Consider the following 26,883-nt stretch of genomic DNA (forward strand, 5'->3'; position numbering starts at 1 on the left):
GCTCAATTTCTTGAGGGATTACAGATATGTACAACCGCGCCCAAGTCGTTGATGAGAACTTCCTTCGCCTGGTTCGGGAAGCCCATCTTCCCCCGCCGATCACCCACTTCACACCAAGTCAGGTGGGGCTGACAAACGAGGCTCTTTTGGACCTATTTGAATCCCAGGTCATGAGCCGTCACTTGGATCTCTTGGCGCGCATTCTCAAAAACACAGGTGAGTGCTATTACACCATTGGCAGTGCAGGTCATGAGGGCAATGCCGTATTGGGAAAGGCATTTCGCTACACCGATATGGCCTTTCTCCACTACCGAAGTGGCGCTCTCATGATTCAACGATCCAAACAACTCCCTGGCAGCACACCTCTCTACGATTTATGCCTGTCATTTCTTGCCTCAAGTGATGACCCTATTGCTGGAGGCCGACACAAGGTATTTGGCAGTAAGCCCCTCAATGTTCCTCCTCAGACCAGTACCATTGCCTCCCACCTGCCAAAAGCAGTAGGTGCAGCTCTCTCCATAAAACGAGCCCGCGATCTCAACATTGCGAGGGAGCTACCTGACGATGCGGTAATTTTGTGTAACTTTGGCGATGCCTCGGTTAACCACTCCTCCGCCATGGGGGCCTTCAATACGGCGGGCTGGGTGGCCTACCAGAATGTACCCATGCCGATCGTCTTGGTCTGTGAGGACAACGGCATTGGCATTTCTGTGCCCACACCCACCAATTGGGTGCAGGAGACCTTTTGCCGAAGACCGGCGATCAACTATCTCCAGTGTGACGGCTTGAGTTTGCTCGATAGTTACAAAAAGGCCTGCGAGGCCGAACGCATCGCCCGCATTCGTCGCCAGCCTGTCTTTCTGCACATGAAAACCGTTCGCCTCCTGGGCCATGCCGGCTCAGATGTGGAAAGCTCCTATCACAGCCTAGCCGACATCGAAAAGGCCGAGTTCAATGATCCTCTTCTCCACTCAGCGCGCATCATTATTGAAAATGGCATCGCCAGTGGCGAGGACCTGATTAACATTTACGAAGGCGTCCGCGAGCAGGTTCTCCACGCCGCCAATGGCGCCCGTCTGCGCCCCTCGCTCGAATCTCCTGACGAAGTTCGAGCGACGGTAACGGCATGCCAGAACCCGCGCATCAGCCCACCTGTTCCACAGGAGTCTGAAAGGCAGGAACTATTTGGACGGGACTACAACAAAATGGATCAGCCCTTTCACATGGCTAAACTGATTAACATGGGACTTCATGATCTCCTGCTCCAATACCCTAACGCTCTTGTCTTTGGTGAGGACGTGGCCGCAAAAGGAGGGGTGTACAATGTCACAGATGGGCTCTTCAAAAAATTTGGCCCCAGACGCGTGTTTAATTCACCACTAGATGAAACTTCCATTCTTGGAACTGCCATTGGCATGGCCCACAATGGTTTTCTCCCTATTTGCGAAATCCAATTTCTCGCCTACGTTCACAATGCCGAAGACCAGATTCGCGGCGAAGCCGCTACTTTGGCTTTCTTCTCACAGGGGCAGTACAACAATCCCATGGTCATTCGTATAGCAGGCCTTGCCTACCAAAAGGGCTTTGGTGGACATTTTCATAACGACAACTCACTGGCTGTGTTCCGCGATATTCCTGGATTGATAATAGCGGTCCCTTCCAATGGCGCAGATGCGGTGACCATGATGAGAACCTGTGTGAAAGAGGCCCATGAACATGGACGAGTCGTGGTGTTTATTGAGCCTATCGCGCTTTATATGACCCGGGATCTAAATCAGGAAGGCGACAAAAAGTGGGCCTCTCCTTATCCCCAACCTGGTGAATCCGTTCCCCTAGGAGAATTTGGCCTTTGGGGTGATGGCGAGGACCTTCTGATTCTTACTTATGGCAATGGGACTTACTACAGTCGCCAGGCCGAAGAGGAATTGCGTGAGAAACACGGAGTTCAGTCTCGCATCTTGGATTTCCGCTGGTTGGCACCAGTCGACTGGGACCGAGTGGCCGATGTGGCTCGAAACTATAAGAAGATATTGATCGTCGAGGAGTGCCGCAAAACAGGCTCCTTTAGTGAGGCTCTCGTCACCGCCCTTGTGGAAAGACTGGAACAAGTGCCACAGATGAAGATTGTGGCCGCCGACGATTGTTTTATTCCTCTAGGAAAAATGGCGGCTGCTGGACTACCAAAAAAGCCCGAAGTTTTACGTGGCGCTTTGGAATTAATGGGGATGAAGTCGTGAGCGAACAAAGAAAACGCGTTGTTGTCATTTGCCCTGGAAGGGGAACTTACACCAAAGAAACTCTAGGTTATCTAAAGCCTCACCGCATGAACCAGGTCTCCTTTTTGGCCGACCTGGATCAGAGGCGATCGGCCGATCAGCAACCGACGGTGAGTGAGCTGGATAATGCCGATCAGTTTTCCACCAATCTTCACACCAAAGGCGAAAATGCCTCAGTCCTCATTTATGCCTGTTCCTACTGCGATTTTGCCCAACTCGATCGCGATCAGTATGAGGTTGTCGCCATTACCGGCAATTCCATGGGCTGGTATTTGACTCTGGCCATAGCCGGAAGCCTGGACTGGGAAGGGGCCTACAAAGTCATCAACACCATGGGCTCCATGATGAAGGGTGGGATCGTCGGCGGACAGGTCATTTATCCAATGACCGATGAGAACTGGCTCCCTGATTATGACCGTATGGAGCTCGTAGAGGGCCTTCTGCGCGAAGCCTATTACATGGAGGAAGTGGAGATTTATCCTTCGATCTTTCTTGGGGGATACCTAGTTTTTGGTGGTAACAAGCCAGGGCTAGAGTTCCTCATGAAGTCACTTCCCCAGGTCGAACATTTCCCTTTTCAATTGGTCAATCACGCAGCCTTTCACACCCCACTTTTGCGAGAGACCTCAGAAAAGGCTATGCAACAGATATCCTCATCCCTGTTTGCAAAGCCAAAGATCCCCATGATTGATGGTCGTGGACATATCTGGAAGCCTTTTTCAACCGAGATTCAGGATCTCTATCACTACACTTTGGGTCACCAAGTCGTTGCACCCTACGATTTTTCAGCTGCTGTCACCGTGGCACTTAAGGAATTCAATCCCGACCAGTTGATTCTACTTGGTCCAGGTAACACCTTGGGTGGGTCCATCGGGCAGATTCTAGTGCAGAATCAGTGGAAAGGTATCACCGACAAAGAGAGCTTTTCTACACGCCAGCAACAAAACCCATTTCTCGTGAGTTTGGGCCGATAAGTAAGGTGACACTGTTTAATTTTTATCGCAATTTGTAGTCTCCTTCCCGCCTTCTGTCCGTCGAAATTTTAAACGCTGTCATATCTTGTACGCTCTAAGCACCACAGCTTCCAGCTGAGCCGGTGGCATGGTCCCTGCTTTATCTAACCATTGGAAGATTATGCGAAAATATAGAAAGGAGTCTTGAATGAGGCTATTTGCGTTGATCATTCTGTTTCTGGGGTTTACTGCGTGTACGAGCTCAGGAAAAAAGGAACAGGCCACCAAAGTTGATAAATCTCAAGTAACGGCAGCCAAGAAAGCAGAAGCGAAAGCCGATAAGAAGGAAAACCTTGAGCGATATACTTGTGTCGTCGGCAAGGATAAGAGGTTGGTCGAAATCGATCGCAGCACAAAAGGCCGCTGCGAAGTCCACTACACCAAATTAGGTGACGAGAATAGTGTTGCTTGGGCGCAGGCCACTCCAAGTATTTGCACCGAAGTCTTTGGCCGCATTCGCACCAATATTGAGTCAGCTGGCTTTGAATGCACACCGAAGGATTCACCAAAAGAGGCGCGCAACGATAGATAAAACAAAAAGTAGTATCTGAGATCTTCGAGACAAACAAAAAACCCGCTTCAAAGAGCGGGTTTTTTGTTTTCCGACTATGATAACGACCCTAAGCCTCACTCCTCGTAAGCATCCGTGTACAGCACCATGTAGACTTCTGTCTCTGGTGCCGAGTAGGGAGTCCGGTCTACGAAAAAGACATGATAGGAAGCTCCAGTAAAGGAATCAATCTGGCAACCCCGTGTAAACAGGGGGTCGTTCATTCCGTAACCATGACCTTCTTTACGGAACTCCTTGTAAATGGCTGCAAGATTCTCAGCCGCAGGTACGATTTTCTCCAATCCCTTGTCAGCGATAAGTTCTTTAGCCACTGACTCAGTTGAGTACTCAGTGGAAAAGCTCTCACATAGATTGGCGGCAGGCCAGGGCAGTTGCTTTTCCAGGTCAGCCAGGATCATCTTTATCGAACGCCAACCCATGCTGCTATTGCGGCCAATCCACAACTTCTCACCAGCTTTGACCGGAGTCAGCTTGTAAAGGGAAAGATTGGGTGTGAAAAAGCCCGGAGCTCCACCCCCAGTTTGCAGATCAAGAAACTTCAATAATAGGAGCTCTAGCTTATCGGCATCCGGGGTCGGCACACCACCCTGCTCCAGTGAGTACAAAACGTTCGCCACCACCTTGACGTTGCCGCCAACGCCCTCACCGGTAAAAGAAAAACTGGTCGGAAGTTTATTTGCTGCCCAGGCCTGGGTGAATCCAAAAGACAGTGCCAACAATACCAATAGCTTCATGTGTTCCCCCTGCTATCATGTTTAAAAACAACAGGGAGAAATTAGCTCATTCCGCCCCTCGCCGGGAGCCTGGAGCCTCAATTGTAAAAGCTTCCCATCAAGTTTGCTTGGCCAACTCCACAATGGGGGCAATTTTGCTGTTTTTGATGCCCAGCAGAGACTGGGCCGCCGTAATTGGCGGCGGGGTCCCGAGCAAAAAAGCCAGGGAGGCTGTGAAGTGACCCACTTTGGAGGCTAGGCGATGCCCATGGCTCTTAGGCCGTTGACGACGACCACAGCGGCCAGGTAACCCAAAAGATTAAAGGCCACAAGTTGCACCAATGCAAACTTCCAGCTGCCGGCCTCTTTAGAAGCCACAGCGGTAGTGGAAAGACACTGAAGTGCAATCATAAAAAACACAATCAGGCCCATCACCGAAGCAAAGGTGAACAAGGGCGAGCCATCACTATGCTTAGCCTCTGACATGCGGGCGACGAGTGAGCCTCTCATTGTATCCTCATCATCATCAGCCACACTAAAAACAACCGCCAAGGAGGACACGAACACCTCGCGAGCAGCGAATGCCGAGATCAATCCAATTCCAACGCGCCAGTCAGCGCCCATGGGACTAAACACGGGCTCAATGGCCTGGCCCAGCTGACCTGCATAACTTTGACTCAGCTTCTGACCATCATCTTCGGAGGCATAGTTGGGGAAGGTCGTCCCTGCCCACACGATGAGAGCCAAAACAAAAATGACCGGCCCTGCGCGCCTCACATAAGAAGCCGTGCGATCATAGGCGCGACGAAGCACTGCCTGCACCACCGGACGACGGTAAACCGGGAGCTCCATCAAAAAGAAGGGCTTCTCCTGAATGTTCAACATCCGGTTACCCACAGCGGCGGCAACTGCTCCCACCAAAAGGGCCGCAAAGTAAATGCCTGCCAAAACAAGCCCAGCAATCCACGCGGGTTGCGAGTAAAATAAAAACAAAAGAAGCAATGCATAGACGGGCAATCGAGCACTACAGCTCATCAGCGGAACGATGAACAATGTGAGCAGTCGCTCCTTGCGGCCACCGATTGACCGGGCGGCCATCATCGCCGGCACCGCACAAGCGTGAGCGGATAATAGGGGAACAAATGAGCGCCCACTAAGACCAATTTTGGAAAAGGGCTTATCCATCATGGTCGCAGCTCGGGCCAAGTATCCGGACTCCTCCAAAAAGGTAATACCCAAAAACAAAATAAAGATCTGCGGCACAAAAACCAATACAGCACCAAAGCTAGCAATCACTCCGTTGGCAACAAAGTCGGCCCACAGGGCTCCACCACCGGCTTGAAGAACGACATCTGCCAGGTAGCTAAATCCTTCGTCGATGCCATCCATAAAAGGCTGAGCCAGCCAATAAATGGAAGTAAACAGCCCCGTCATAATTCCCAGGAATAGGGCCAAACCAAAAAATGGGTGGAGAAAAAACCGATCCAACAGTTCCGTTCTTGCCGCTGCATCTCGCTTACTACGAACCTCAGTGCCTGAAGCCTTAAGGACTTTTCGCGCCAGCTGATCCGACTCGCGAATCACCGACTCGGTCTTCTCCGCCTGCCAATGGGCCAGACGTTGAGGTTTGAGCTCGCTCAATTCCCTACCCAAGGCCTTGCGCACTTCAGCCATCAGTTCCAAAACGCCGCCACCCAGACGTCCATCAATGGCAACAACAGGACAGCCTAGCTCCTGAGAAAGTGCGGTGGCGTCCAACTCTTTTCCCTGCTCGCGCAGAAGATCGACCATAGTGACAGCAAGAATAACTTTAAAACCAGATTCCACCAACTGCCTGGTGACCAACAAATGCCGAGCCAGCTGGGTGGCATCTGCTACCGATAAAACCAACTCGGCCGAACCGAATTCCGGATGTTGGTGGAGGGCCTTCACGGCCACTTCTTCATCCAGTGATTTAGGAAAGAGACTGTACACACCGGGGGTGTCCATCAACCGCACCGGATCGCCGTAGCGATCGTGACTAGTGCCCATGGAGTAATCTACCGTCGAGCCAGGGTAATTGACCGTGCTATAGCGCAGGCCAGTGAGCCAGTTGAACAAAGTTGTCTTACCACTATTCGGTGAGCCGACGAGAGCCACCACTCCAGGATTTAAAGTTGAATGCACTGAGCTTCTCCTCGGCGAAGGGCCACGGTCGTGCCATTGACCTCAACAACTATAGGATCGCCAAATGGGGATCGACCCTTGACCACCACCCGGTGGCCACTAACAAAGCCCAGCTCCCGAAGCCGACCGACAACGGTCTCATCTCCGGAAAGCCCGCGAATAGTGCCCTCAAAGCCAATCTTCTGGTTCACCAAGGAGCCATTTGATGACTCGTCACTCTCTTTGCTCTCACCAAGTGTCCCTGGCATGGTCAATACGTCCATTTCATCTCCCATCTCATCGAGCACCTTTCTTACCCCAGGCCTTCACATGGGGCAAAATCTTCGCCATTTTCTCAATTTCCCCGCCAAAGCTGAAAGTGAAGTGAAAATGCCCCTCTCGTCTTTGGGACAATCCACCTCAACCCTCACCCAAGGGCGGGTGAGTCTGGGGCTCAGCTCCCCCTCTTGTAGATTATACCCCCTCCCCTTTGGCTCCTATAAGGACTCTTCAAATATCCCTCGCTAATTGAAAAGCACCTGAGAATAACCCCCAAATGAGTCCAAATGAAAGAGAGATGAAAATCCAATTTTCCCAAAATTTGCCTTCTTCTTGAGTCCAATTTCAGAGTGGAAAACAGCCCTTTGATCAGTAGATGAAAATCAACTGGCATTGACTCCCCCACACCTCTGATTCAGAAAATGGGCCGTCACCAATAAGGAGTAAAATTAATGATCTCAGTTGCAAAATCCCTGGTCGCCCTCATTCTGAGCCTGGCCCTACCGGCGTTTGCCAATCCTGAAATTGACTCACTCAAGTCAAGACTGGACGCTCTTGAGCGCCAACAAAAGCAAAACGCCCAGGCACTCACCGACGAACTGGCCAATCTAAAAATGCAGGTGGCCGTGCCCGAGTCCACTCATGAATCCTACTCAGGAATGGGTGTCGCAGCCTCTAAAGTCTATTACTCCAAGTCGCCACTTTCGATCGGTGGTTATGGTGAAGTGGTTTTCACCGATAACAAAAAAGGCACGGACACCACCGACGCCTATCGCCTGGTTCCCTACATTGGCTATCGTTTTAGCGACGACTTGGTATTTAATGCTGAAATCGAATTCGAACATGGCGGAGCCAACGCCGGCGCAGGGACTGGTGAGGCGATCATTGAATTTGCCTATCTGGACTTTCTGATCTCCGAGAGTTTTAAACTCCGGGCCGGCCACCTGCTTATTCCCGTTGGCTTGATTAATATGCTTCACGAACCCACCGTGTTTCCCACAGTACAAAGGCCTGAGGTGGAAAAGAACATCATCCCCAGCACCTGGCATGAGAATGGGGTTCTCGCCTACGGTGATGTGGGACCTGTTCACTATTATGCAGGGCTTGTGAACAGTGGAGACGCGGATGGGTTCTCCAAATCGTCCTGGATTCGCAAGAGTCGGCAAAAGGGTGCCGAGGCCAAGGCTGAGGACTTTTCCTATGTTTTGCGTCTGGACAGCAATTCGCTGCAAGATTTTTCCGTGGGAGGCTCCTACTATACCGGAAATACATCTCAGGGAAATGACACTCTTGGTGATGCCAATATCAAACTTGCCGAAGTTCATGCCACCTACAAAGCGCGTGGTTTTGAATTTCTGGCTCTTTATGCTCAGGGGCAACTGAGTGACGTGGACAAAATTCGCACAGTTGTAACTGGAAATCCGGTGATGGGCGAAAAGGTCAGCGGCTATTACGGCATGCTTTCTTACGACCTGATGAAAGTCATCAACGGAGCTAGCGCCAAAACTCTTCCCCTGTTCGTCAGCCATGAGAGCTACAACCTCCATGAGGAGGTCGAAGAAGGCCAAACTCAGGATCAGTCCCTGGAAAAGACCATCACCACTGTGGGCCTTAACTACAAGCCCCTCTCCAACGTCGTGGTGAAGGCCAACTACCAGTTTCGCAGCAACGAAGCCGATACAGAGGCCGATAAATTTGAGCTGGGCCTGGGGTGGATTTTCTAATCCTCATCCTGGACGAATCAGCCCAAACCATCTAATATAACGGCAAATCCCGGCCGGGTGCGTAACCCGGCCCCTTTTTTGTTGGGGACGCGCAAAACCAATGACTGCTGTTCGCTTGATTCTTCTCCTCTGCGGATTATTCCAACTGGCCCCCGCAGGCATGGCTGAAATGCTCACTCCTCCTGACAAAGCGGCCAGGTTCCTCTTTCCCGAGGCCAGTGAAATCAAAAAAGAGAGCCTTCTACTCACCGCGGGAGAAAAAGCCGAGGCCAGCAAAATTGCCAAAGCCCAAATCCATGATGGAGTGTTCACTTTCTATCGGGCCAAAAAAGGGGACGAAGAACTTGGATTTGGTGGGATTTTTACCTCCACCGTGCGCACCAAAAATCAAACCTCGATGGTTGGACTAGATCCCAATGGAAAAGTGTTGGGCATTGAAGTCATTGCCTATTATGAGCCACCAGAGTACCTGCCGCAAAAAAAGTGGCTTGAGCTCTTTAAGGGCAAAAAGCGCGATGAGTCCCTGCGTTTAGGGCAGGATATCCCCATCGTCACCGGCGCCACCATGACAACTGAGGCTATGACAGAAGCCGTGCGGATTGTCCGAGCGGTTTGGGAAGTGAAACTCAAAAAGAGCGATGACGACAAGGAGAAACCATGAAGTTTCTCATGCATCACGACCTGAGACACCATCTCTACCTGAGAGTGCTACTCATCGTTTATTTCGTGTCGCTGCTTTTTTTTCTCGCCCTAAATATTGAACTGGAACTCTTCCGCTTTGGACTGACGCCTTCAGCCCTTAAGGGGAACCTCCTCGGCAATGAGGAACTCTATATTCGCGCCAAAGACCTGACGACCTTGGTAACTGAAATTCACATCAGCCTCTTCGTTTATCCCTTAGCCCTACTTACGACCTTGTCGACTCTCGTCCACCTGAAAGTGTCAGACACCCTTAAAGTGGCGGCGACCATTGCTTCGACTGTCTTCATTTTTATGGATGTGGTCGGAGTCTTGCTGGTTCGCTTTGTTTCGCCCCATGCGGCCTGGATCAAACTCATCGGATTCTGGGGATTTGAAGTTTCAATGATCCTGATGGTGCTGATGGTACTCATCTACCTTTTGGGCAAACCCCAGGGACACCCACCCCGCCATGGCTAAACAATTCCATTTCATCATTGGCGGCTACACGATTCTGATGATCCTCCATTTAGGAACGGCCTTTTTTCTCTTTGGCATGAAGATGGGATGGTCGCCTGAATCCATTCAGCAGTTTTACCTAGGGAATCCAGAACTTTTTTCCGTGGGGAGATCCCGTCTGGGACTCATTGAGACCGCCGTCCCTCACTTGGTGAGCATTGCCGCCACGGCTTTCATCCTCAGCCATTTTTTGATTTTCGTACCCGAAGTGTCGACGCGCTCAAAACTACTGGTTGGCGCTCTTTTTCCCATCTCCGGCCTTTTTGATGTCGCATCGGGATTTTTTATTTTCTACTACGGCCCGGTATTCGTGTACTTGAAGTACCTGAGCTTTTTGACTTTTCAGGCCTGCTACTTGATTATCCTGTGGATTCTACTTAAAGCCTCTTTGCTTCAATCAGGTTTAGGCGGAAAAACCAAATCTTCGGCAAACTCCTGAAAGTTGGCACTGACAATGGGCTTCCCCTCGGCGGGAAAGAGAATATATCCGACATTTTCAAACTTGCTCAGAATGGGCTCCAACTTTAGCCAAGGCATTACCGCCACCGCCGTCGCCAGTCCGTCGATCAAAGTGTTATCTCCCCAGGTGACGAGTGTCGCGCTCACCAAGGTGACTGAGGGATGACCTGTATAGGGATCAAGGAGGTGGTTGACCTTAGGAGTGCCCATGTATCTGCCATAGCCGCCACTGGTCGAGATGGAGAGATTGCCCTTTCGGCTCCAAAAGGTTGCCAAAGGGACGTCCAGATTATTGGGATTCTCAATGGCCACAAAGCAGGCAGCCATACAGCGAATGTCACCACTGAGAGCCACCCGGCCTTGATCCATGCCCTTGGCTATTAGGCCTTCTGCGGCCTCATCCACGGCAAAGCCCTTGCCAATGCCACCGAAGTCGATTTTTCCATCAAGATTGTCGAAGTAAACTTCCTTGTCTTTGACGACAACGGCCTTGAAGTTCACCTTCTTGAGCGCATCCTCCATTTCATGCGGAGGAGGTGGCGGAGGAGGAAGTCCGAGCTTCTTCCATTTAGCCCTCTCCTCGTCGTCGTCCAGGTGATATACGTCTTCCACAAGAGTCCCAACCGTGACATCAAAATAGCCATCCGTCTCAACCGAAATCATCAGGGATCGATTGAGAAGCCTGATTAAGTCCGGATGAGCATCTGCGAGGCTTTTCATTCTATTAAGGCGACTCACCTGAGAGTCCTCGCGGTAGACAGAAAGCAACGTCTCCAGCTCTTCGATTCTGGCAAAGGCTTGTACCACGTCCTGTTCAAAATCCTTGGGATAAGTGATGGTGGCATAGGTGCCCATAAGGACCTTGGTGCGTTTTTCCAGCTGGCCCAACTGAGCTCCCTGGTCCCGGGACGGAAAAAAGTGAGACCAGGACAAATAGGCCCCGACTGCACAGACCAGTGCAAACAAGAGAGCTGGTATTCCAAGTTTTAGTATTTTCCCCAAGATCTATCCGTCAGAGAGCTCTTACTGTTCAACCACTCCGGTAAAGCCGTCCACTTCGCGCTTGATTTGATTGTCGGCAGTGATCTTTTGCAATTCAACTATCAGGGCGTCAACAATCACATAGAGGGGAACATTGCCGTCAGCGTAATCGAACAGGCCATCAAATCGCATTTTAGCGTTGTCGTCGGTTTGAAAGTCACCATTGGCATTGTGGAGATTCACCGATCGGCCTTTGCCACACTTATCGGGCTTGATCTCGATTTCGATTCTCTCGTACTGACCCGGCTCAACAGGATAGGTACCAATGTCCACGCCTTCAGGCCTCAATTCCACTTCACCCAGCTCCATTTTAAACTCGGTGTACTTTCCACCGCCAGCGGGATGAAATTTAATTTCATGAAGACACATGCTCACCCAAAAGTCCAAGCTCTGGGCATGGGCGCGGGGAATCAGGAAATCCCACCAGGAGGACTTGGCCACAGTATCACCCCAGGCACCAAAGGCCATGTCTACACCTTGGATAGGATTACCGACGGTTGTTCCACCGCCACCACTCTTGCTGTTGAGATTATTGAAATCGACACGATAGGACCCACAGTTGTTAAAGCCAACCACGATTCCGGTGACAAAAAGAATCAATCCGAATTTACGAAGAAAGCGCCCCATTTTCCTCTTCTTCTTCATCACTCTTGCCCCCCTTCACTTCCAGCCGCGCCAGCCAAAGGGAAGCTCATTAAGGAAACCTGATACACCGAGTCCGCAGCACTTGCCTCACCCGTGATGGCTTCAATTTTGGCCAAGGCCTCATCAAGCACATCGCGAACCTGAGCAAACTTGGATCTGGGGATCGCCATGGTGTGAGACAACAGATGTCTTTGATCCCTCGGAACCTCGTATATGCTGTCCGCCGCCAATTCTAAAATCTGGCGATGGAACTGCGACATGGAAAGGCGATAGACCCCCTGGTGACAGCGGATCGGCTTTTCCGGTCGCACCACTCTGCCTTTATTATCGACCTTTAAGTAGTTGTTTTCCACCAGAAAATCCAAAGCCTCTTGGACCTGGGATTTTGTCACTTTGTTCAACAGCTGAGAGCGAATCCAGGAGGGGCTGATATCAAATCCAGGAAGCATGGCAAGCTCCCGTATGGCCACGTAATACCAGTTCTCCAGGTATTTGTGGGCCTCAATGGAATCCCCGTGCTGCTCATTGTAGCGATAAAAACGGCGTATCCTTTTGTAACACTCCAGTCGCTCACTTTGCTCAGTTGAATCTGAGAGCAGGCAAAGCTCTTTGAAAAATCCTAGCTCATTCTGTCTCAGTTTGAGATGGGGTTGAAGGGCCACCAATGCCTTATCACTCAGATCTCTTTTTCCTGACAGGATCATCGGCAAGTATCCAGAGGCCAAACCTGCCAGTCGGGCTAACTCTCTCGCTGATGTTTTGTGCTGCTTCTTTAGATAGACCAACCAGTCCTTGAGGAAGGCTCGATAGTCGTGAAACTCAAAAACCACCGGACGCTTGATCTTAGCTGGTGATTTTGGTTTCGCTTTAGCCACGTGATACCCTCCAACATCAATTATATATGGATATCGTTACTTGTGATCACTTTCTTGAAATTTGTGATCATTTTTTAATTCTAACTTATATTTATAACGGCATTTTAAATAGTTAGAGCTAGTCTCATTTTGATATATCTTAACTATCATATTTTTTGTGATCATTTGCTGTTGAACTTTCACACAGTTTCTCCCCTCTAGACAGTGGTTTGTAACTTTACCCAGTCTGGTTTTCATCTGAGCCGGCATCCCGGTTGCAAAACTAAAATGCCGAGACCTAAACCACACACTTTAGGGGAATCAGGTGAAAGGGGCGAGCGAGCAAACTGGAATCTCAATCTCAAAATGGGGATGTAGTCTGGTTGTGCTTGTTGTAATGACTGCTTGTTCGCCCTTTCACGCTGAGGATCCCTTGTTGGACGGATCAAACAGTAGTGGGGCTTTAGGTGGCGATCCTGTTGCTCAAGAAAAGGCTATGGCCTATCTGCAGAGCAATTGCTTGGGTTGCCACGGCGCCAACGGATCTGGCGGCGTCTCAAATATTACCGACATTAATCATTTGATTGCGTCGGGATTGATTGTACCTGGAAATCCAACAGCTGGCAGACTGATTGGATCGATGGAAGATGGCTCAATGCCGACGGCCCAAAGGGCAAGTACCGCGGATCTTCAGATCATCCGCGACTGGCTGGGAAGTGATTGGCAGGCCGGGGGGAACGGATCTGACGGGAGTGGCGACCCGGGCGGCGGCGGAACGACTCCACCAACACCCGCCCTGGTGGCCACGTATGACAGCATTCGGGCCAACATTCTGGTGCCCAAATGCATCGCCTGCCACGGCCCCAATAAGGCCGATGATAATGTTCGCTACGACACGTATGCGTTTACGCTAGGAGCTGGTGGCTATAAGAACTCTCTCAACTTGGTTGATCCAACGGCCAGCAGCTTCTACAGGGAATGTAACTCAGGCAAGATGCCCCCGCAAAACAAGGGCTATCAACCCCTGACACCGACGGAGCTTCAGGTCGTCTACGACTGGATGCTGTCTGGAGCTCCGGAGAAATGAATTTGGAATTAATTGACTGACTGACTAACTAACCAAAACAGACCTCTCACTGATTTCATCCTTATAAAGGAGCGCCTCCCCGGGTGCTCCTTTTTTTTGGTCTGGCACCAAAAAAACACCCGGTCACAAGGACCGGGTGAGTGTGGCACTGTTTTTAAGCAGGAACCGCAAGGGTGAGAGCGGAGTCTTGCGGTTCCCTCAAGATTCAATTCATTAGTTCACCCGAGTGAAGTTCACCAGGAAGTCACCCTGACCGTTCTGGTTGCTTCCGCAAGCGTTAGGGGCCTGTTCGTCAAAATATTCACTCATGTTGAAGCGACCCACGAGGTCGTTGCCAACAGCGGTGAAAGTCACCATGGTGCGGTCGTGGCGCCAGCAGTTGGGGGCGACTTCACGACTGTCATCAACGCGAAGGGTGTAGGCGTTACCTTCCTGACTCAACGGACCGGCGGCGTAGTAGTTCTCCACGTCATCCATGGAGCTAATGCTGCCACCATCACGAGAAGGACAAGCATTCAAGTCAGAGTTGAAAGCCGATCCAGCCGCAACCTGCAAAAAGGTGATACCATCTTCGACCTCAATGGACGCCTGCTCGGAAGTCAGCATATCAATGCTTCCGCAGTTAGCAAAAGCCGTCCCTGAAGCCCACACACCCAGGCCATAGACTGTGCCGCCATTTTTAGCTGCGGTCATAATACGAAAGTAAACCTGGTCACCGTCATTGCTGATAAACTGCTGGCAATTACTATCCATCAATGTATTGCCAGTTGTGACACAACTCATCTGGTAAGTTCCACCGTGCAAAGACTGAGGATCAAATACAACTGTGGGAGCAGCCAAGTGAGGAGCAATAGCTGCACGGGGAACCTCCACAACACCATTGGTCAAATCGAGATTAAGTCCAGATAGGTGCACACTGGCTCCAAGAGCAAGGGTGCCCGAACTGTTTCCGCCAAAACCACTGCTGTCACCTTCAATTACTAGGGTGGCCACAGGGGTATTGTCGCTGACGTTGTTTACAAAACATCCAAAAGCCTGGTTTACTGGCAAGGCCAAAGCAAAACTTCCATCGCTGCCAATCAATGAGTCCGCAGCAAAGGGAGGATTGCTGAAAGTCAAACAGTAGACCTTGTACAGTGAGAAGTTTTGGCTACTGACTGACTGAAGTAACTTCTGTTGCCCCCCACCTGAAGCAAAGGAACCTGAGAGAACAACAAGACCTGAACTTCCTTCCTCATCATCTTTATTCTGGTCGAGGCAACCAGAAGTTAAAATCAGGACGGTCGACATGAGCAGAATTCCAAAAACGTCCCGAATAATTGCTCGTGCTTTCATGACACTTTCTCCTGTTATGTTGGTTGATTGGAGTCGTGCCGCATACATACCGCTCAGCTTACATACAACCAGTGCTCCTCATGTTGATATCACTTAAGCCATCAACCGACTTGCACACCTGCCTACTGGTAAAGCAGCTCTCGTGCCATCTTCTAATCACTTGAATTAACTCAAATCTCATTTTGGACTGCCAACTCGGGTGGGCGATACTGCTTCCAACAAAAGTTGCCACCGCCAACTTGCGAATTGGTCTTACCCTGATACACCCTTGGCTCAGCAGTCTGGCACTTCACCCTGCCAGAGGATAAAATAAAGTGAACTGACCAGGTCAGAATTGGGGCAAAATGGCGAACGGCAATAAATGGCTGCGCGGAACCTTGTTGGCGACCTCTCTTGGAGTTCTGCTCGTCTCATACAATAATTGTTCTGGGTTTCACTCTTACACAGAAGACGAGGACACTCAGATATCCGGCTCTGGAGGATTACCACCCGTGAGTGGCCAGGGCTTATCAGGGGCGATCAGTTTTATTTCTGATTTTGGCCGTGTATCTGGCTGGGCCATGGATGAGTCTCTCCCCTCCACAACGGTAACCGTCGAGTTCTATGTCAACGGAAGCAAAGGAGGTGGTGGTACTTTTGCCGGCTCCATCAACGCCACGGACTTTGCCCAGGGAATACGCAACGGCCACGGCTTTGCCTATGACCTGCCCGCCCAGTTCCGCACTGGAAGTGCATCAAGCCTCTATGTCTACGCTGTCCTTCAAGGTCGTGAAGTGGCCTTAGCCAATGGTACCCTCTTTGCCGCCTATATTCCCAAGGCTGCTGGGCAAGCCTATTACGAGTCCACCCTTCGCCCTTTACTCAGTTCTCGATGCGCCAACTGCCACGGGATTGATTACATGGGCCACTACTACTCTCTGATTTATCCCTCCCCCTTTAATGGCGGAACCCGCTCAAACAATGAACTCCTTAATAAGGCCAGTGGTCGCAATCATGGCGGCGGCAACCGATGTGGCGGTGCGGGCAACTCCCCATGTGCCGAGATCCAACAATGGTGGGACCTTGAGTTTCAGTGACCTAATGTGAAACGGAATCCATCCTGCTGTCATAAAGTTCGTCACTAATCCTAGTTTATCCATTAAAATGAAAACTCTGACCCGGGAGCAAGATGACGTCGTCTCAAAGGGAGAAAATCAAACGTATTGTCACTGTCTGGAGTATTATCTCCGGCCTGACCTTTATGATGCTTGGTTTTCAAAACTGCAGCGACTCCAATAGCCCCTCCTTCTCCTCTGTCACCGACCCTTCTCAGCCAGCCGACGACATTGACGATAGTGAAGGCGACAGTGGTCTTGATGGATCCGATCTGGAATCGGAAATCGAAAATGAGCCTGAAACTGAGACCGGAGAAGAGACCGAGGGCGGAACAGAACCAGGAACTGAAACCGGAGTTGGTGGTGGCGGTCCCGAGGAAGGGGAATCCCCTGGCTCTCCAGAGGTCGTTCAGCCTAAGTCATGCCCGAAACGCCTCAATCGCCAATTAGCAGGCCTCGAAAAGCAGTACGCTAACACTCTGGAAAGCAATAAAGGATTCAACCGCACTCAACGTCGAGTGATGAGGATTCATCGTAGACTTTCCAAGATTAACTCTCTTGTCGAAGGCCCCTGTTCTCAAGCTGTCACCCCGCTTGAACCCTTGAGCCCCGAGGGCGAAGAAGCCTTTCGCGTTTGCACTGAGCTTCACTCGGCCCTCACCGATAAACTCCAGGCTCTTTACGACCGCCGAGTGAATGCCCTTGAAGAAAGAATCGAGAAGCGACTCGCCAGAGGGCTGGACCCCTCTCGCTACGAGAACAAATTAATGCTCACCCACGAAAGAATGGCCGAAGCCCAAAAGATCCTGGCCGACCCCGCTCTCTGCGAAGCCGCCCACCGCCTACGATTGTAGAGTGACCGTCACTTTTTGGTATTGCAGTACAATACCAAAAAGTGACGGTCACCTTACTATTTTCCGTTTTTATGTGACTTATGGCCCTTTTCCGGCTCCGCGAGATTGGCTGTGAATTCACCCCCAAAAGGCAAAGATCCATCGATGCACAGTGTGTTCACCTGCAGGTCATTTGTGAGATAGTGAAGCACTTCCTTTCTAAAACGATATCCTCGAAATGCATCACTGCCAATGGTAACCAAAATCCTTATTTAATCATTCCGCTTTTTTTGAGGGTCTCAATGATCTCCCGATCCCACACATTAACTTCACACTCCGAGGCACTATCGTCTGATTCCTCCGGGCGAAAGGTCTTTGATAAAGTTAGAAGCTTTTCACCCTTTTTAAAGGATACTCCCCGAAATTCCATTTTTGCACCTGGATTAATGCAGGAAATATCGAACCAATCTTGCCCTGCACGACTCTTATGAGGAATAAATGTCACTTTGGACCCACCTGGTATCTTAATCCCATTAATCTCAGAATCCTCGCAAAGCTTGATCTCAAAGATCTCAAGCGTCTGACCTTCTTGCCCCAAATTCCCACAAACCTTAGAAGAGTTCACCTCTACAACCATCTTCTCTCCACCCATGCGAAAAAGGGTACCTATTCCCGATACAAATGTTCCTCGCGGATAGGTGATTCCCCCTATCTTCACTGGCTTTTTTACCCATAACTCAACAACAAAGTCCGTAGGGGACGGCCCTTCATTAAATACCTGACTCATGTACACATTGTCCCAAACCATATCCTTAAAAATCGGCCACTTCGACAGTTTTTCCAAGTCATCTTTTTGGACAATTGGAGGGCTACTCTTCATTATCTTAGGGACATCATCATTCGAATTTGCAAAAACGAAGACCGAGCCAACAATCAAACAACTCAGAAAAACACTTCTCAAAATCATCGCCAATCTCCCCGTCACTCAAAGCCAATCGTCACCAATATTACTAGTAAATTCCCAAATGTAGATGATCGATATGTCCCGACTTACCATCGTTTCTCAAATTCTTATTATTTCCCGCCTCTTGATGTAGATCACACAGATAATCCTCATCACAAGATCCAATTCTCACTAAGCCCAAACTATCTGCAGCCAGATTCAACAGATTATGATCATCCACTGCTCCATCTATGAATAGTTTTTTCTGCCATTCGGGCCGGCTATCTGTTTTCTTAACAAAGGAAATCATCACCTGAACTTTATCAAATCTCAGACTCAACGCCGTCCACTTTCGTCTATTATACACGACCCAACGACTTAGTCGTTTCATTGCTCTCAAATTTCTAGCAGCAATTTTGCGCTTCACTTCAAGACTCTCAGAGCCAGAAATCACATTAGCCATCGCTGTCGCACACGTCGTCGAATTATCTAGACAGCCTTGCTTTGCTTCCGGATTGGTTTCGCCTAGAGCCTGAAGGTGAGTCAAAAAATCCTTGGCATTTTCCCAGTCCTGAATTCTTCGCCATGCTGCAACCTTTTGAGATCCTCCTGGAGGAATGACCGCAAAGGGTAGAGTGACCGTCACTTTTTGGTATTGCAGTACAATACCAAAAAGTGACGGTCACCTTACTATTGGTATTGCAGTACAATACCAAAAAGTGACGGTCACCTTACTAAGTTTTCCCCTTCATCTGCGGATCAAAAGCATCCCGCAACCCATCGCCAAACAGCTGGAAAGCCAACATGGCGAGAAAGAGGGCAACCCCCGGCCAGATCATGAGGTGAGGATAGGTCCTCAACGAACGCCATCCTTCATTGGCCAAAACTCCCCAACTGGAAAAGGGAGGCTGCAGTCCCAAGCCGATAAAGCTCAGGAAGCTTTCAAACAAGATGTTACTGGGAATTTGAAAGGTCAAAAGAACGATAATAGGGCCGAGGATGTTCGGCACCACGTGACGGATCACAATCCAGGGGCCCGAGGCTCCCAAGGCACGTGCGGCTTCAACATAGGTCATCTCACGCACCTGAAGCACTTGTCCCCGCACCACCCGGGCCAGGGTCACCCAGCCGACCACACTCAAGGCGAGAACAATACTGGTGAGAGCCTTTAGCTCTGGATCTTCAAAAAACTGAACGCTATCAAAGATCACTTTGACCAGAATCAATAGCACTAAGGTGGGGACGGAATAAAGAATATCCACAAAGCGCATAAGGACGGCATCCACCTTGCCGCCGAACCAGCCAGCGAGTGCGCCAACAAACAAACCAATGATGAGTGAGTTAATAGCTGTGAAAATTCCCACAGCCATGGACATCCGTGCTCCGTAAATGATCCGTGAAAACAAATCCCGGCCAAGGGAGTCAGTCCCCAACCAGTTTTCCCACGTGGGAGCCTGGAGGATCTTGCTCATATCCTGATAATCAAAAGCATAGGGCGCCAGTTGCTCGGCAAAAAGAGCGACAAAACAGACAAACACCACAAAGTAGGCCGAGATAACCGCACCTTTATTCTTCTTTAGGCGCTTAAAGGCATCACTCCAAAGACTTTGGGGTTTTTTGCGCTTAACCGCCACATTAACGGCTGACGACTGCATGACAACTTGGCTCCCGCTACTACTACTCATGCCAACTTAATCCTTGGATCAAAATAAGCGTACAGTAAATCCACAATTAGATTTGCCATCACCAGGGCTAACGAGAACACCAATGTTGTTCCCAAAATCAAAGGATAATCCCGGTTGCTCACACTCTGAATCAGGTGCTTGGCCATTCCAGGAACTGCAAAAATCAATTCAATAACAAAAGATCCGGTCAAAACTCCCGCCACCAGAGGGCCAGAAAAGGTCAATACCGGAATCAAGGAGTTCTTAAGGACGTGCTTGTAAAGGATCACCATCTCACTCAAACCTTTGGCCCGAGCGGTGCGAATGTAGTCTGAGCGAATCACATCCAACACGCTGGAACGAGTGAGCCGGGCAATCACCGCCGCCGGCCGCACACCGAGGGTGACAATGGGCAGAATATAAAACTCCGGCCCTTCCCAAAGTGCTGGGGGAAGAATCTCCAAATAAAAGCTAAAAAACAAAATTAACAGGGGCGCGACCAAAAAGCTCGGTAGTGACACCCCACTAATGGCCGTAATCATGGTTATATTATCCGCCAAGGTATTATGCTTTGAGGCCGCATAAACTCCCGCCGGAATGCCGATCAGGAAAGAAATGATCAGGGCGTAAAGACCCAGCTGCAAGGAGTTCGGCAAGGTCTCGGCCAAAATATCTGTGATGGGTCGACCAATATACTTGTAGGACTCACCCAAATCACCGTGAAGTAAAGCCACCATATAATCCATGTATTGAACATGTATTGGAGCATTGAGGTTGTACTTGGCTTCAATATTGGCCTTTACCTCAGGAGGCAAGGCCTTCTCCTGGTCAAAAGGGCCGCCAGGGAGAATGCGCAGAAGCAAGAAAGTCAGTGTGGCGATCACCACCACCACGACGAGGGCTTCACCCAGTCGCTTAAATACGTAAGTCAGGAGGCCCTGGGTCAATGTATAGTGTGCGAAGGCTCCTAACACCAAAAGACCATCAAGGGCCAACAGAAAGGTCGGGACCTCGTAATCAAAAAAATTCAAAAACAAGGTCAGAGCAATACAAACAACAATTGGGAGCCCAAGGAATAAACTCTTATTCCAGTTGGCTCCCAAAAAAAGGACTATTCGTTCTTTCACTTAAGTGAGACCTCTTTAAAGATGTATCTCTGCATGGAGTTAAAGGGGAAGTTCACCACCCGAGGTGCAACCAAAGAATGGGCCACAGAAGCATAAATGGGTGCGACTGGGACTTCCTCTTCGGTCAACAGCTTCTGAGCTTGGTTGTAGACCTCTTCACGCATTTCCTGAGTGGCCAATCCCACTGCCTTCTCAATAAGATCGTCAAACTTTTTGCTACCCCATTGGGTGTGATTGTTCTCAGAGTAAGAAGTCATCAGGTTCAGGAAGTTGTCTGGATCTGGATAGTCAGCCAACCAGCCCAAACGGAATATGTGAGGAGGATCTGTTTGCAAAGACTTCAGGTAAACCTTCCACTCTTCGTTTTTCAGTTCCACATCAACACCCAGGTTGCGCTTCAGCTGAGCCTGAATATTTTCCGCCACCCGCTTGTGATCATCATTGGTGTTGAAACCAATTTCGATCTTCGGGAACTTGCTACGATCTTTATAGCCAGCCTTGTCGAGCATCTCTTTTGCCTTGTCGACATTAAATTCGGTTCCCGTGTTGGGCTCATAGCCAAACATTCCAGGAGGCACCCAGCTAGTCAGAGGAATCTGTCCGCCGTCGAGCATCTGGGTGATCTCCTTGCGATCAATGGCGTGGCTGATGGCCTTACGCACTGTCGGGTTGTCCAGTGGCGGCTTCTTGACGTTAAAGCCGTAGTAGTAGATGGACAAGATTCCGGTTTCACGGAACTCAGAACGCTTGCGCAGTTCACGAAGTTCAGTCGAAGGGAGAGAGGTTTGAGCATCGATCTTGCCCGCGTTGAACAAGTTCAGCGCTGTTGAAAGCTCATTGATCATGTAAGCCAGGATGTGCTTCACCTTGGCCTTTTCACCGTAGTAGGCTTCGTTGCGCTCAAGCACGACGGCCTTGTCGTGATCCCACACCTTCAGGGTGAATGCACCAAGAGTGACAATCTTGCCCGGCTCCGTCCATTGGTCACCATGCTTGGCAATCACATCCAAACGAATCGGATATGTGGAATGGTGAGTGAGGAGATAGGGGAAGTAAGCTGTCGGACTTGTCAGCTCAACCTTTAGCTCACCGGTATCGGTGATGGATGCACCCACCTGACCGAAATCAGTGAGTTTACCCTCGTTAAAGGCGCGAGCACCTTTAATGCCGTAAAGGAAGTAGGCATACTCGGATGCGGTTGCCGGAGTCAGAAGACGTTGCCAGCCATCGATGAATTGCTGGGCAGTTAATGCCTGACCGTCAGTCCAATTCACGCCTTCGCGGATTTTGAAGTACCAAACCTGATTGTTGTTTTCAGATCTCCACTCAGTGGCCAAGGCTGGCTTCAAGCCAAGCTTAGGATCGTCCAACTTGTACTCAACCAGACCTTCCATCACGTTGTCTTGGATCAGTGCACTGGTGGTGTCCGTGGATTTGTTCCAATCCAATGAGGGTGGCTCAGTGGAAATGTTAATCCGCAGAGTGCTGGTCAAATCCAGGTCATAATCTGCTTTTTTCTTTTTGGTACAGCCGAGAGTCAAAGAAAGGACTGTGGCTGCAAATAGAGTCATGAGGATTGCGCGCATTAAGGGCCTCCTTATTTGAAGGCTTCTTTTCCCGATTTTGACTGGCAAAGTCAAGGTAAGGGCCGGGAACGCGCGGGGTTATTAGCCTCCTGACACCATCTGTCATAAGGGCTTTTTCCCGATTACAGGGCTTCCCAGGTTTCCCGAGGCGAGGGCCGGGTAATTTCGACTTTAATTGGCTGAGTTAGCCAGGCCATGGGAACTTCCGTCTTGTTGTAGAGACGGTTGTAGATGCCGTAATTACGCACAACTTTCTTCACGTAATTACGAGTTTCGATAAAAGGAATATGTTCGATGAATTCATCCATGTCCAACTTACCAAAACTTGCCAGCCAACTCTCCACGCGGTGAGGACCAGCATTGTAACTGGCTGCCGCCAAGGGAACCAGCTGGTCAAACTTGGTCAACAGGCGATTGAGGTAGCGTACGCCGATACGAACGTTAACGTCTGGCACCGTCAGCTGGCGTTCGTTAAAGGTGTTATCGCCCATGAGGCGAGCGACCTGGCGAGCCGTATTCGGCATGATTTGCATCAGGCCCTTGGCACCGACGGGTGAAACAATGTCATGACGGAAAGAGCTCTCCGCCCGCATGATTCCCCAGGCAAACTCTTTGGGCACATTAAACTGACTCGCATACTTCTCCACTGAATCTCTATAGGCCCGCGGATAAGCATGCTCCCACAGGTAGCGAACTCCCGTGACTCCGTACTTAGCTCGCGGGCGAGAAAAGTAGACAATGCCGATATAAGAGGAACGATGATAAGAACGCATTTGCTCATAGGCGAGCATCAACATTTTCAAGTAGTCTTGGTTGCGGGTGCGCCTTTCGATTTCATAGAGCTCCCACTTGGCCCAGTCAAGAAGCCCCACTTCAATAAGTAAACTGGCCCTTTCAAATCTCAGACGCAACTCCGGGTCTTTAAAGTCCGTCGCTGTCACTGTCTTTTCTTCCGGGTCAGCCTCAGGCTCTCCCTCGGTCTCATCAGAAGCCGGATCGTCGCTTTCCCCGTCGGTACCTGTGATGGATATACTGTCTTCCGATTCATCCTCTTCCGACTCTTCGCTTGTACTGGCACCACTGGAGTTGACTTCCCCATTGACCGCTGAGGCAGCATCGGCCACCGCGGCTTCGTCATCTGGAAGAGCGTTTTCCAAGCCACCTGGTTTCAGAGGCTCTGCCGTTCCCGCCGAGGCCAGCTGGCGGTTTTGTTCCAATCCCGGAATCATTTCCATGCGGTATTTGGCGGCTATAGTGTAGTAGTCAACCAGATGATCTTTGCTAATCGATTCAAAGACCTTCTTAGCGTCATCGAACTTTTCCATGCGAAATAGAGCCATTGCCTTCCAGTAGTTGATCTTTTCTACCGAAAATTTGCGCCACCCACGACGGGTGCGGCGGTTTTTCTTTTTGTCCAAAATCTTGTCGAAACCGGCGATGGCTCCCTGATAATCACCTTTAAGATAGCGAATCCAGGAAAGGTGCCACTGGGAGTCCCGACTCAGACCCGAGCGAGGATGCTTCTCAATCAATTTTTCAAATTTCCGAGCGGCCCCATCATAATCCTGAAACTGATAGCTTAAAAATGCCGCCTGAAATAATGCCTCGCGCCCCCCACGGGATTTGGGACTCAAATCGTGGGCGCGGTTGTATGCACCGACGGCGGTTTGGTATTCCCCTGCCCTTGCGGCAGCCTTGGCTAACAATTGTAGATAGCTGAAAGACCTTTGATGTTTTTCGTAATGCTTAAGTAAGACGGTAAGTGCCTCACTCACGTAGCCTTCGTTGATTAAAAACTGGGCGAACATTTGATCGACCATGAAAACCGCCGGCTCACCTTTGGCCCGTGAGCGAAGTGTGTCCAGTTCCTTTCTGGCCCGATCCGATTCTCCCGCCCACTGCAGACGGCGGATGCGTTCTTTTTGATCCGCCGTAGTTCCCAAACAACCCAACTTGCTCCCTTGGAATGGAGCCGAGGGCAGATCGATTCCCCAGTCATCTACAAGTGGATGGGCCGGATACTTACTATAAAGCTTTCGCGCCCACCGACAGGCACGCCACTTTCTTGCCCGCTTCATCTCGACATTGATCAGTCGCCAAAGAACCTCGGGATAGTTTTCATCTCGGCGCCAACGACGCTCAAGATACTTGAGCTCGTTATAGGCCGTATTCCACCATTTTCTCTCAATCGACATTTGGCTAACATGAAACTTGGTCATGTAGGCCAGGTGGCGAGGCGGCCGCAAACTGAGAGCCCTTTTGTACTCCTTGTCGGCGTTCTTGTACTGCTTTTTGGCCTGCAGGACTCGTCCCAGGTAATAACGAATGTAGTACTCAAGAGGACCGGGAAAGGTCAGGGCTTTTTGTAAATGGGTTTTGGCTTCATCGTACTTTTCCAATTCAAAAGCCATCACCCCTTCGGTGAATGATTTTTGTCCGGCTTGAATGGGCGTAAGCGGAGCTTTGATTTCACCAAGAAGCCCCTGGGCGGCAATGTAGTCCTGGTTTTCGACCTTTTCCCGGACACCTTTGAAAAGACTCGACTGAGCCGATGCCGTGGCGAAAAAACACAATGAAATGAGGACCACCCCTGGGACCCAACGGCGCAAATTTCCCTCCTTGGAAACTTCTATTTATTCTAAACCCATTTGCGGGAATTGGTACCGAGGACCTTTGGCTGCGGCTATGCACCATTTCCCCTGACCCAGGTCTGGCCAAATGGTGCATAGCCGCAGCCCAACGAACCCGGTACCAACTATTTAGACACAAACACAGGGGGAAATGGCCAATCAACCTGTAATTGGTTTTGAAACCCGACCTAGCCAATGGTAGGGGTGGTGTATGGCTAAAAACAAATCGATCTTTGTCTGTCAGGAATGTGGTTCTCAACGCCCCAGATGGGAAGGCCGCTGCACCGATTGCGGGGCCTGGAACTCTTTTGTGGAAGAAACTGTGGCTAAAGCCACTAAATCCACAGGAAGAGGCTGGACCATTGGCGGGGCCGATAAGTCCGGCGGCACATTGCGGGCCTTCAAGCTCGATCAGCAATTCACCGAAGCCTCAACCGACCGCCACCAAACAGGCATTGGCGAGCTGGATCGGGTTTTGGGTGGTGGCTTGGTGCCCGGTAGCTACACCTTGTTGGGTGGGGATCCGGGAATCGGAAAAAGCACCCTGCTTCTGCAAATGGCCGGAGGTTTGGCCGGACAGGACCACCCGGTTCTTTATGTGTCTGGCGAAGAAAGTGTGGCGCAAACTGCGCTCCGTGCACGTCGACTGGGCATCAAATCAGGTAACGTGGAAATTGCCAGTGAAAGTCGGCTGGAGAATATACTAAATCTGGCTCAGGCAAAAAAGCCACATGTTCTCGTCGTCGACTCCATTCAGACCGTTTATTTGTCCGAGATCCAGTCAGCACCCGGATCTGTTTCACAGGTGCGAGAGTGTGCCAGCCAACTCATGGGACTCGCCAAAGGTGGCGAGATGGCGGTGCTGATTATTGGTCATGTGACGAAAGAAGGAAACATTGCGGGCCCCAAAGTGCTCGAACATATGGTTGACACGGTTTTATCTTTTGAGGGCGACACCAATCACCAGTTTCGGCTGCTTAGGGCTTTGAAAAACCGCTTTGGAGCCACCAATGAGTTGGGTGTCTTCCAGATGGCCTCACAAGGCATGGAAGAAGTCTCCAATCCTTCTGAACTCTTTCTTGAAGAGCGGGGAAGTGAGTTGATTGGTTCCAGTGTGTTCTCCGCCATGGAGGGCAGCCGCCCTTTGCTCTGTGAAGTGCAAGCTCTCACCAGCTACAGTCCCATGGCCATGCCACGAAGAACAGCCATCGGTTTTGATGTGGCCCGCGTTCATCTTTTGGTCGCAGTCCTGGATAAACACCTGGATCTGAACCTTCATCAAAACGATGTGTTCGTCAATGTGGTGGGCGGCCTCAAACTTTCCGAACCTGCGGCTGATTTGGCCGTGGCGGCGGCCCTGCTGTCTACCGCTGGCCAGCAGGAGCTGGATCCGCGAACTGCTTTTTTTGGCGAGATCGGCCTCACCGGTGAGGTCCGGGCCGCCAGCTTTGCTGAGGAACGCATTCGCGAAGCTCTCAAATTGGGCTTCACCACTTTTGTGTTGCCCGAATCCAATCGCAAACATGTAAAACATTATCTGGATAAAGACAGTGGTCGCTTCGTCTTCATCCGTGGCGTTCGCGATTTGGAAAAGATCATCGGTCGACCCGTCAAAAAGACCCGCAAACCAGAACGTCAGCCGGACAAGTCCGGCCACGCCTAGGGTC

At 50.4% G+C, this 26,883-nt stretch carries 24 protein-coding genes; 11 read left to right on the forward strand and 13 right to left on the reverse strand.

Annotated elements, in window-relative coordinates; all coding sequences use genetic code 11:
- Window positions 1–26: 26 nt before the first annotated feature.
- The 3 genes from H6624_08850 (at window position 27) to H6624_08860 (ending at window position 3,821) form a co-directional block, all read left to right on the forward strand.
- Entirely contained in the window at window positions 27–2,237 is a 2,211-nt protein-coding gene (locus H6624_08850; GenBank protein MCB9084441.1) for an MFS transporter, read from the forward strand.
- Complete coding sequence (locus tag H6624_08855) at window positions 2,234–3,250, forward strand: ACP S-malonyltransferase (GenBank protein MCB9084442.1); 1,017 nt, start codon at window positions 2,234–2,236, stop codon at window positions 3,248–3,250. The genes H6624_08850 and H6624_08855 overlap by 4 nt, the downstream gene beginning before the upstream one ends.
- A gap of 187 nt (window positions 3,251–3,437) precedes the next feature.
- A complete protein-coding gene (locus H6624_08860; GenBank protein MCB9084443.1) occupies window positions 3,438–3,821 on the forward strand; it encodes a hypothetical protein in 384 nt (127 codons plus the stop codon).
- A gap of 95 nt (window positions 3,822–3,916) precedes the next feature.
- Here H6624_08860 and H6624_08865 read toward each other — a convergent pair whose 3' ends face one another.
- The 3 genes from H6624_08865 to H6624_08875 all read right to left on the reverse strand — a co-directional run bounded on the left by H6624_08865 (window position 3,917) and on the right by H6624_08875 (window position 7,002).
- Window positions 3,917–4,594 carry a hypothetical protein gene (locus H6624_08865; GenBank protein MCB9084444.1) on the reverse strand — a complete coding sequence of 226 codons (678 nt, stop codon included), beginning with the start codon at window positions 4,592–4,594 and terminating at the stop codon, window positions 3,917–3,919.
- A 234-nt stretch (window positions 4,595–4,828) separates the two neighbouring features.
- A complete protein-coding gene (locus H6624_08870; GenBank protein ID MCB9084445.1) occupies window positions 4,829–6,712 on the reverse strand; it encodes a ferrous iron transporter B in 1,884 nt (627 codons plus the stop codon).
- A gap of 11 nt (window positions 6,713–6,723) precedes the next feature.
- Window positions 6,724–7,002 carry a ferrous iron transport protein A gene (locus H6624_08875; protein MCB9084446.1) on the reverse strand — a complete coding sequence of 93 codons (279 nt, stop codon included), beginning with the start codon at window positions 7,000–7,002 and terminating at the stop codon, window positions 6,724–6,726.
- 447 nt (window positions 7,003–7,449) lie between these two features.
- Here H6624_08875 and H6624_08880 point away from each other — a divergent pair, with 447 nt between their 5' ends.
- The 4 genes from H6624_08880 (at window position 7,450) to H6624_08895 (ending at window position 10,357) form a co-directional block, all read left to right on the forward strand.
- Window positions 7,450–8,721, forward strand: coding sequence for a porin (locus H6624_08880; protein ID MCB9084447.1), 1,272 nt, complete (start codon window positions 7,450–7,452; stop codon window positions 8,719–8,721).
- Between the two features lie 100 nt (window positions 8,722–8,821).
- Window positions 8,822–9,382, forward strand: coding sequence for an FMN-binding protein (locus H6624_08885; protein ID MCB9084448.1), 561 nt, complete (start codon window positions 8,822–8,824; stop codon window positions 9,380–9,382).
- Window positions 9,379–9,879: a hypothetical protein gene (locus H6624_08890; protein ID MCB9084449.1), complete on the forward strand. Its 501-nt coding sequence runs from the start codon at window positions 9,379–9,381 to the stop codon at window positions 9,877–9,879. Before H6624_08885 ends, H6624_08890 begins: the two co-directional genes overlap by 4 nt.
- Entirely contained in the window at window positions 9,872–10,357 is a 486-nt protein-coding gene (locus H6624_08895; GenBank protein MCB9084450.1) for a hypothetical protein, read from the forward strand. The genes H6624_08890 and H6624_08895 overlap by 8 nt, the downstream gene beginning before the upstream one ends.
- On the opposite strand, the gene H6624_08900 is transcribed toward H6624_08895, so the two are convergent.
- The 3 genes from H6624_08900 to H6624_08910 are packed head-to-tail and all read right to left on the reverse strand — an operon-like array spanning window position 10,312 to window position 12,938.
- Complete coding sequence (locus tag H6624_08900) at window positions 10,312–11,379, reverse strand: FAD:protein FMN transferase (GenBank protein MCB9084451.1); 1,068 nt, start codon at window positions 11,377–11,379, stop codon at window positions 10,312–10,314. The genes H6624_08895 and H6624_08900 overlap by 46 nt on opposite strands.
- A 21-nt stretch (window positions 11,380–11,400) precedes the next feature.
- A complete protein-coding gene (locus H6624_08905; protein ID MCB9084452.1) occupies window positions 11,401–12,063 on the reverse strand; it encodes a hypothetical protein in 663 nt (220 codons plus the stop codon).
- Window positions 12,063–12,938: a DUF4423 domain-containing protein gene (locus H6624_08910; protein MCB9084453.1), complete on the reverse strand. Its 876-nt coding sequence runs from the start codon at window positions 12,936–12,938 to the stop codon at window positions 12,063–12,065. The genes H6624_08905 and H6624_08910 overlap by 1 nt, the downstream gene beginning before the upstream one ends.
- Window positions 12,939–13,242: 304 nt before the next feature.
- Here H6624_08910 and H6624_08915 point away from each other — a divergent pair, with 304 nt between their 5' ends.
- On the forward strand, window positions 13,243–14,004 hold the full coding sequence (locus H6624_08915) for a hypothetical protein (GenBank protein ID MCB9084454.1): 762 nt from the start codon (window positions 13,243–13,245) through the stop codon (window positions 14,002–14,004).
- A gap of 213 nt (window positions 14,005–14,217) precedes the next feature.
- On the opposite strand, the gene H6624_08920 is transcribed toward H6624_08915, so the two are convergent.
- Entirely contained in the window at window positions 14,218–15,339 is a 1,122-nt protein-coding gene (locus H6624_08920) for a hypothetical protein (protein MCB9084455.1), read from the reverse strand.
- A 344-nt stretch (window positions 15,340–15,683) separates the two neighbouring features.
- On the opposite strand from H6624_08920, the gene H6624_08925 reads away from it, so the two are divergent.
- Together H6624_08925 and H6624_08930 are read left to right on the forward strand one after the other, a co-directional pair.
- Window positions 15,684–16,415 (forward strand): hypothetical protein, encoded by a 732-nt coding sequence (locus H6624_08925; GenBank protein MCB9084456.1) that lies wholly within the window; start codon window positions 15,684–15,686, stop codon window positions 16,413–16,415.
- Window positions 16,416–16,507: 92 nt separating this feature from the next.
- Complete coding sequence (locus H6624_08930; protein MCB9084457.1) at window positions 16,508–17,287, forward strand: hypothetical protein; 780 nt, start codon at window positions 16,508–16,510, stop codon at window positions 17,285–17,287.
- A 247-nt stretch (window positions 17,288–17,534) separates the two neighbouring features.
- On the opposite strand, the gene H6624_08935 is transcribed toward H6624_08930, so the two are convergent.
- The 6 genes from H6624_08935 to H6624_08960 all read right to left on the reverse strand — a co-directional run bounded on the left by H6624_08935 (window position 17,535) and on the right by H6624_08960 (window position 25,195).
- Window positions 17,535–18,233, reverse strand: coding sequence for a hypothetical protein (locus H6624_08935; GenBank protein ID MCB9084458.1), 699 nt, complete (start codon window positions 18,231–18,233; stop codon window positions 17,535–17,537).
- Window positions 18,234–18,276: 43 nt separating this feature from the next.
- Window positions 18,277–18,855 carry a hypothetical protein gene (locus tag H6624_08940; protein MCB9084459.1) on the reverse strand — a complete coding sequence of 193 codons (579 nt, stop codon included), beginning with the start codon at window positions 18,853–18,855 and terminating at the stop codon, window positions 18,277–18,279.
- Between the two features lie 88 nt (window positions 18,856–18,943).
- Complete coding sequence (locus H6624_08945) at window positions 18,944–19,864, reverse strand: ABC transporter permease (GenBank protein ID MCB9084460.1); 921 nt, start codon at window positions 19,862–19,864, stop codon at window positions 18,944–18,946.
- A 26-nt stretch (window positions 19,865–19,890) separates the two neighbouring features.
- Window positions 19,891–20,820 carry an ABC transporter permease gene (locus H6624_08950; protein MCB9084461.1) on the reverse strand — a complete coding sequence of 310 codons (930 nt, stop codon included), beginning with the start codon at window positions 20,818–20,820 and terminating at the stop codon, window positions 19,891–19,893.
- A gap of 176 nt (window positions 20,821–20,996) precedes the next feature.
- Window positions 20,997–22,586, reverse strand: coding sequence for a peptide ABC transporter substrate-binding protein (locus tag H6624_08955; protein MCB9084462.1), 1,590 nt, complete (start codon window positions 22,584–22,586; stop codon window positions 20,997–20,999).
- Between the two features lie 122 nt (window positions 22,587–22,708).
- Window positions 22,709–25,195 (reverse strand): transglycosylase SLT domain-containing protein, encoded by a 2,487-nt coding sequence (locus H6624_08960; GenBank protein ID MCB9084463.1) that lies wholly within the window; start codon window positions 25,193–25,195, stop codon window positions 22,709–22,711.
- Between the two features lie 232 nt (window positions 25,196–25,427).
- On the opposite strand from H6624_08960, the gene radA reads away from it, so the two are divergent.
- A complete protein-coding gene (gene radA, locus H6624_08965; GenBank protein ID MCB9084464.1) occupies window positions 25,428–26,879 on the forward strand; it encodes a DNA repair protein RadA in 1,452 nt (483 codons plus the stop codon).
- The last annotated feature ends 4 nt before the right edge of the window (window positions 26,880–26,883 follow it).

It is taken from the genome of Pseudobdellovibrionaceae bacterium, assembly GCA_020635075.1.
GTDB lineage: Bacteria > Bdellovibrionota > Bdellovibrionia > Bdellovibrionales > UBA1609 > JADZEO01.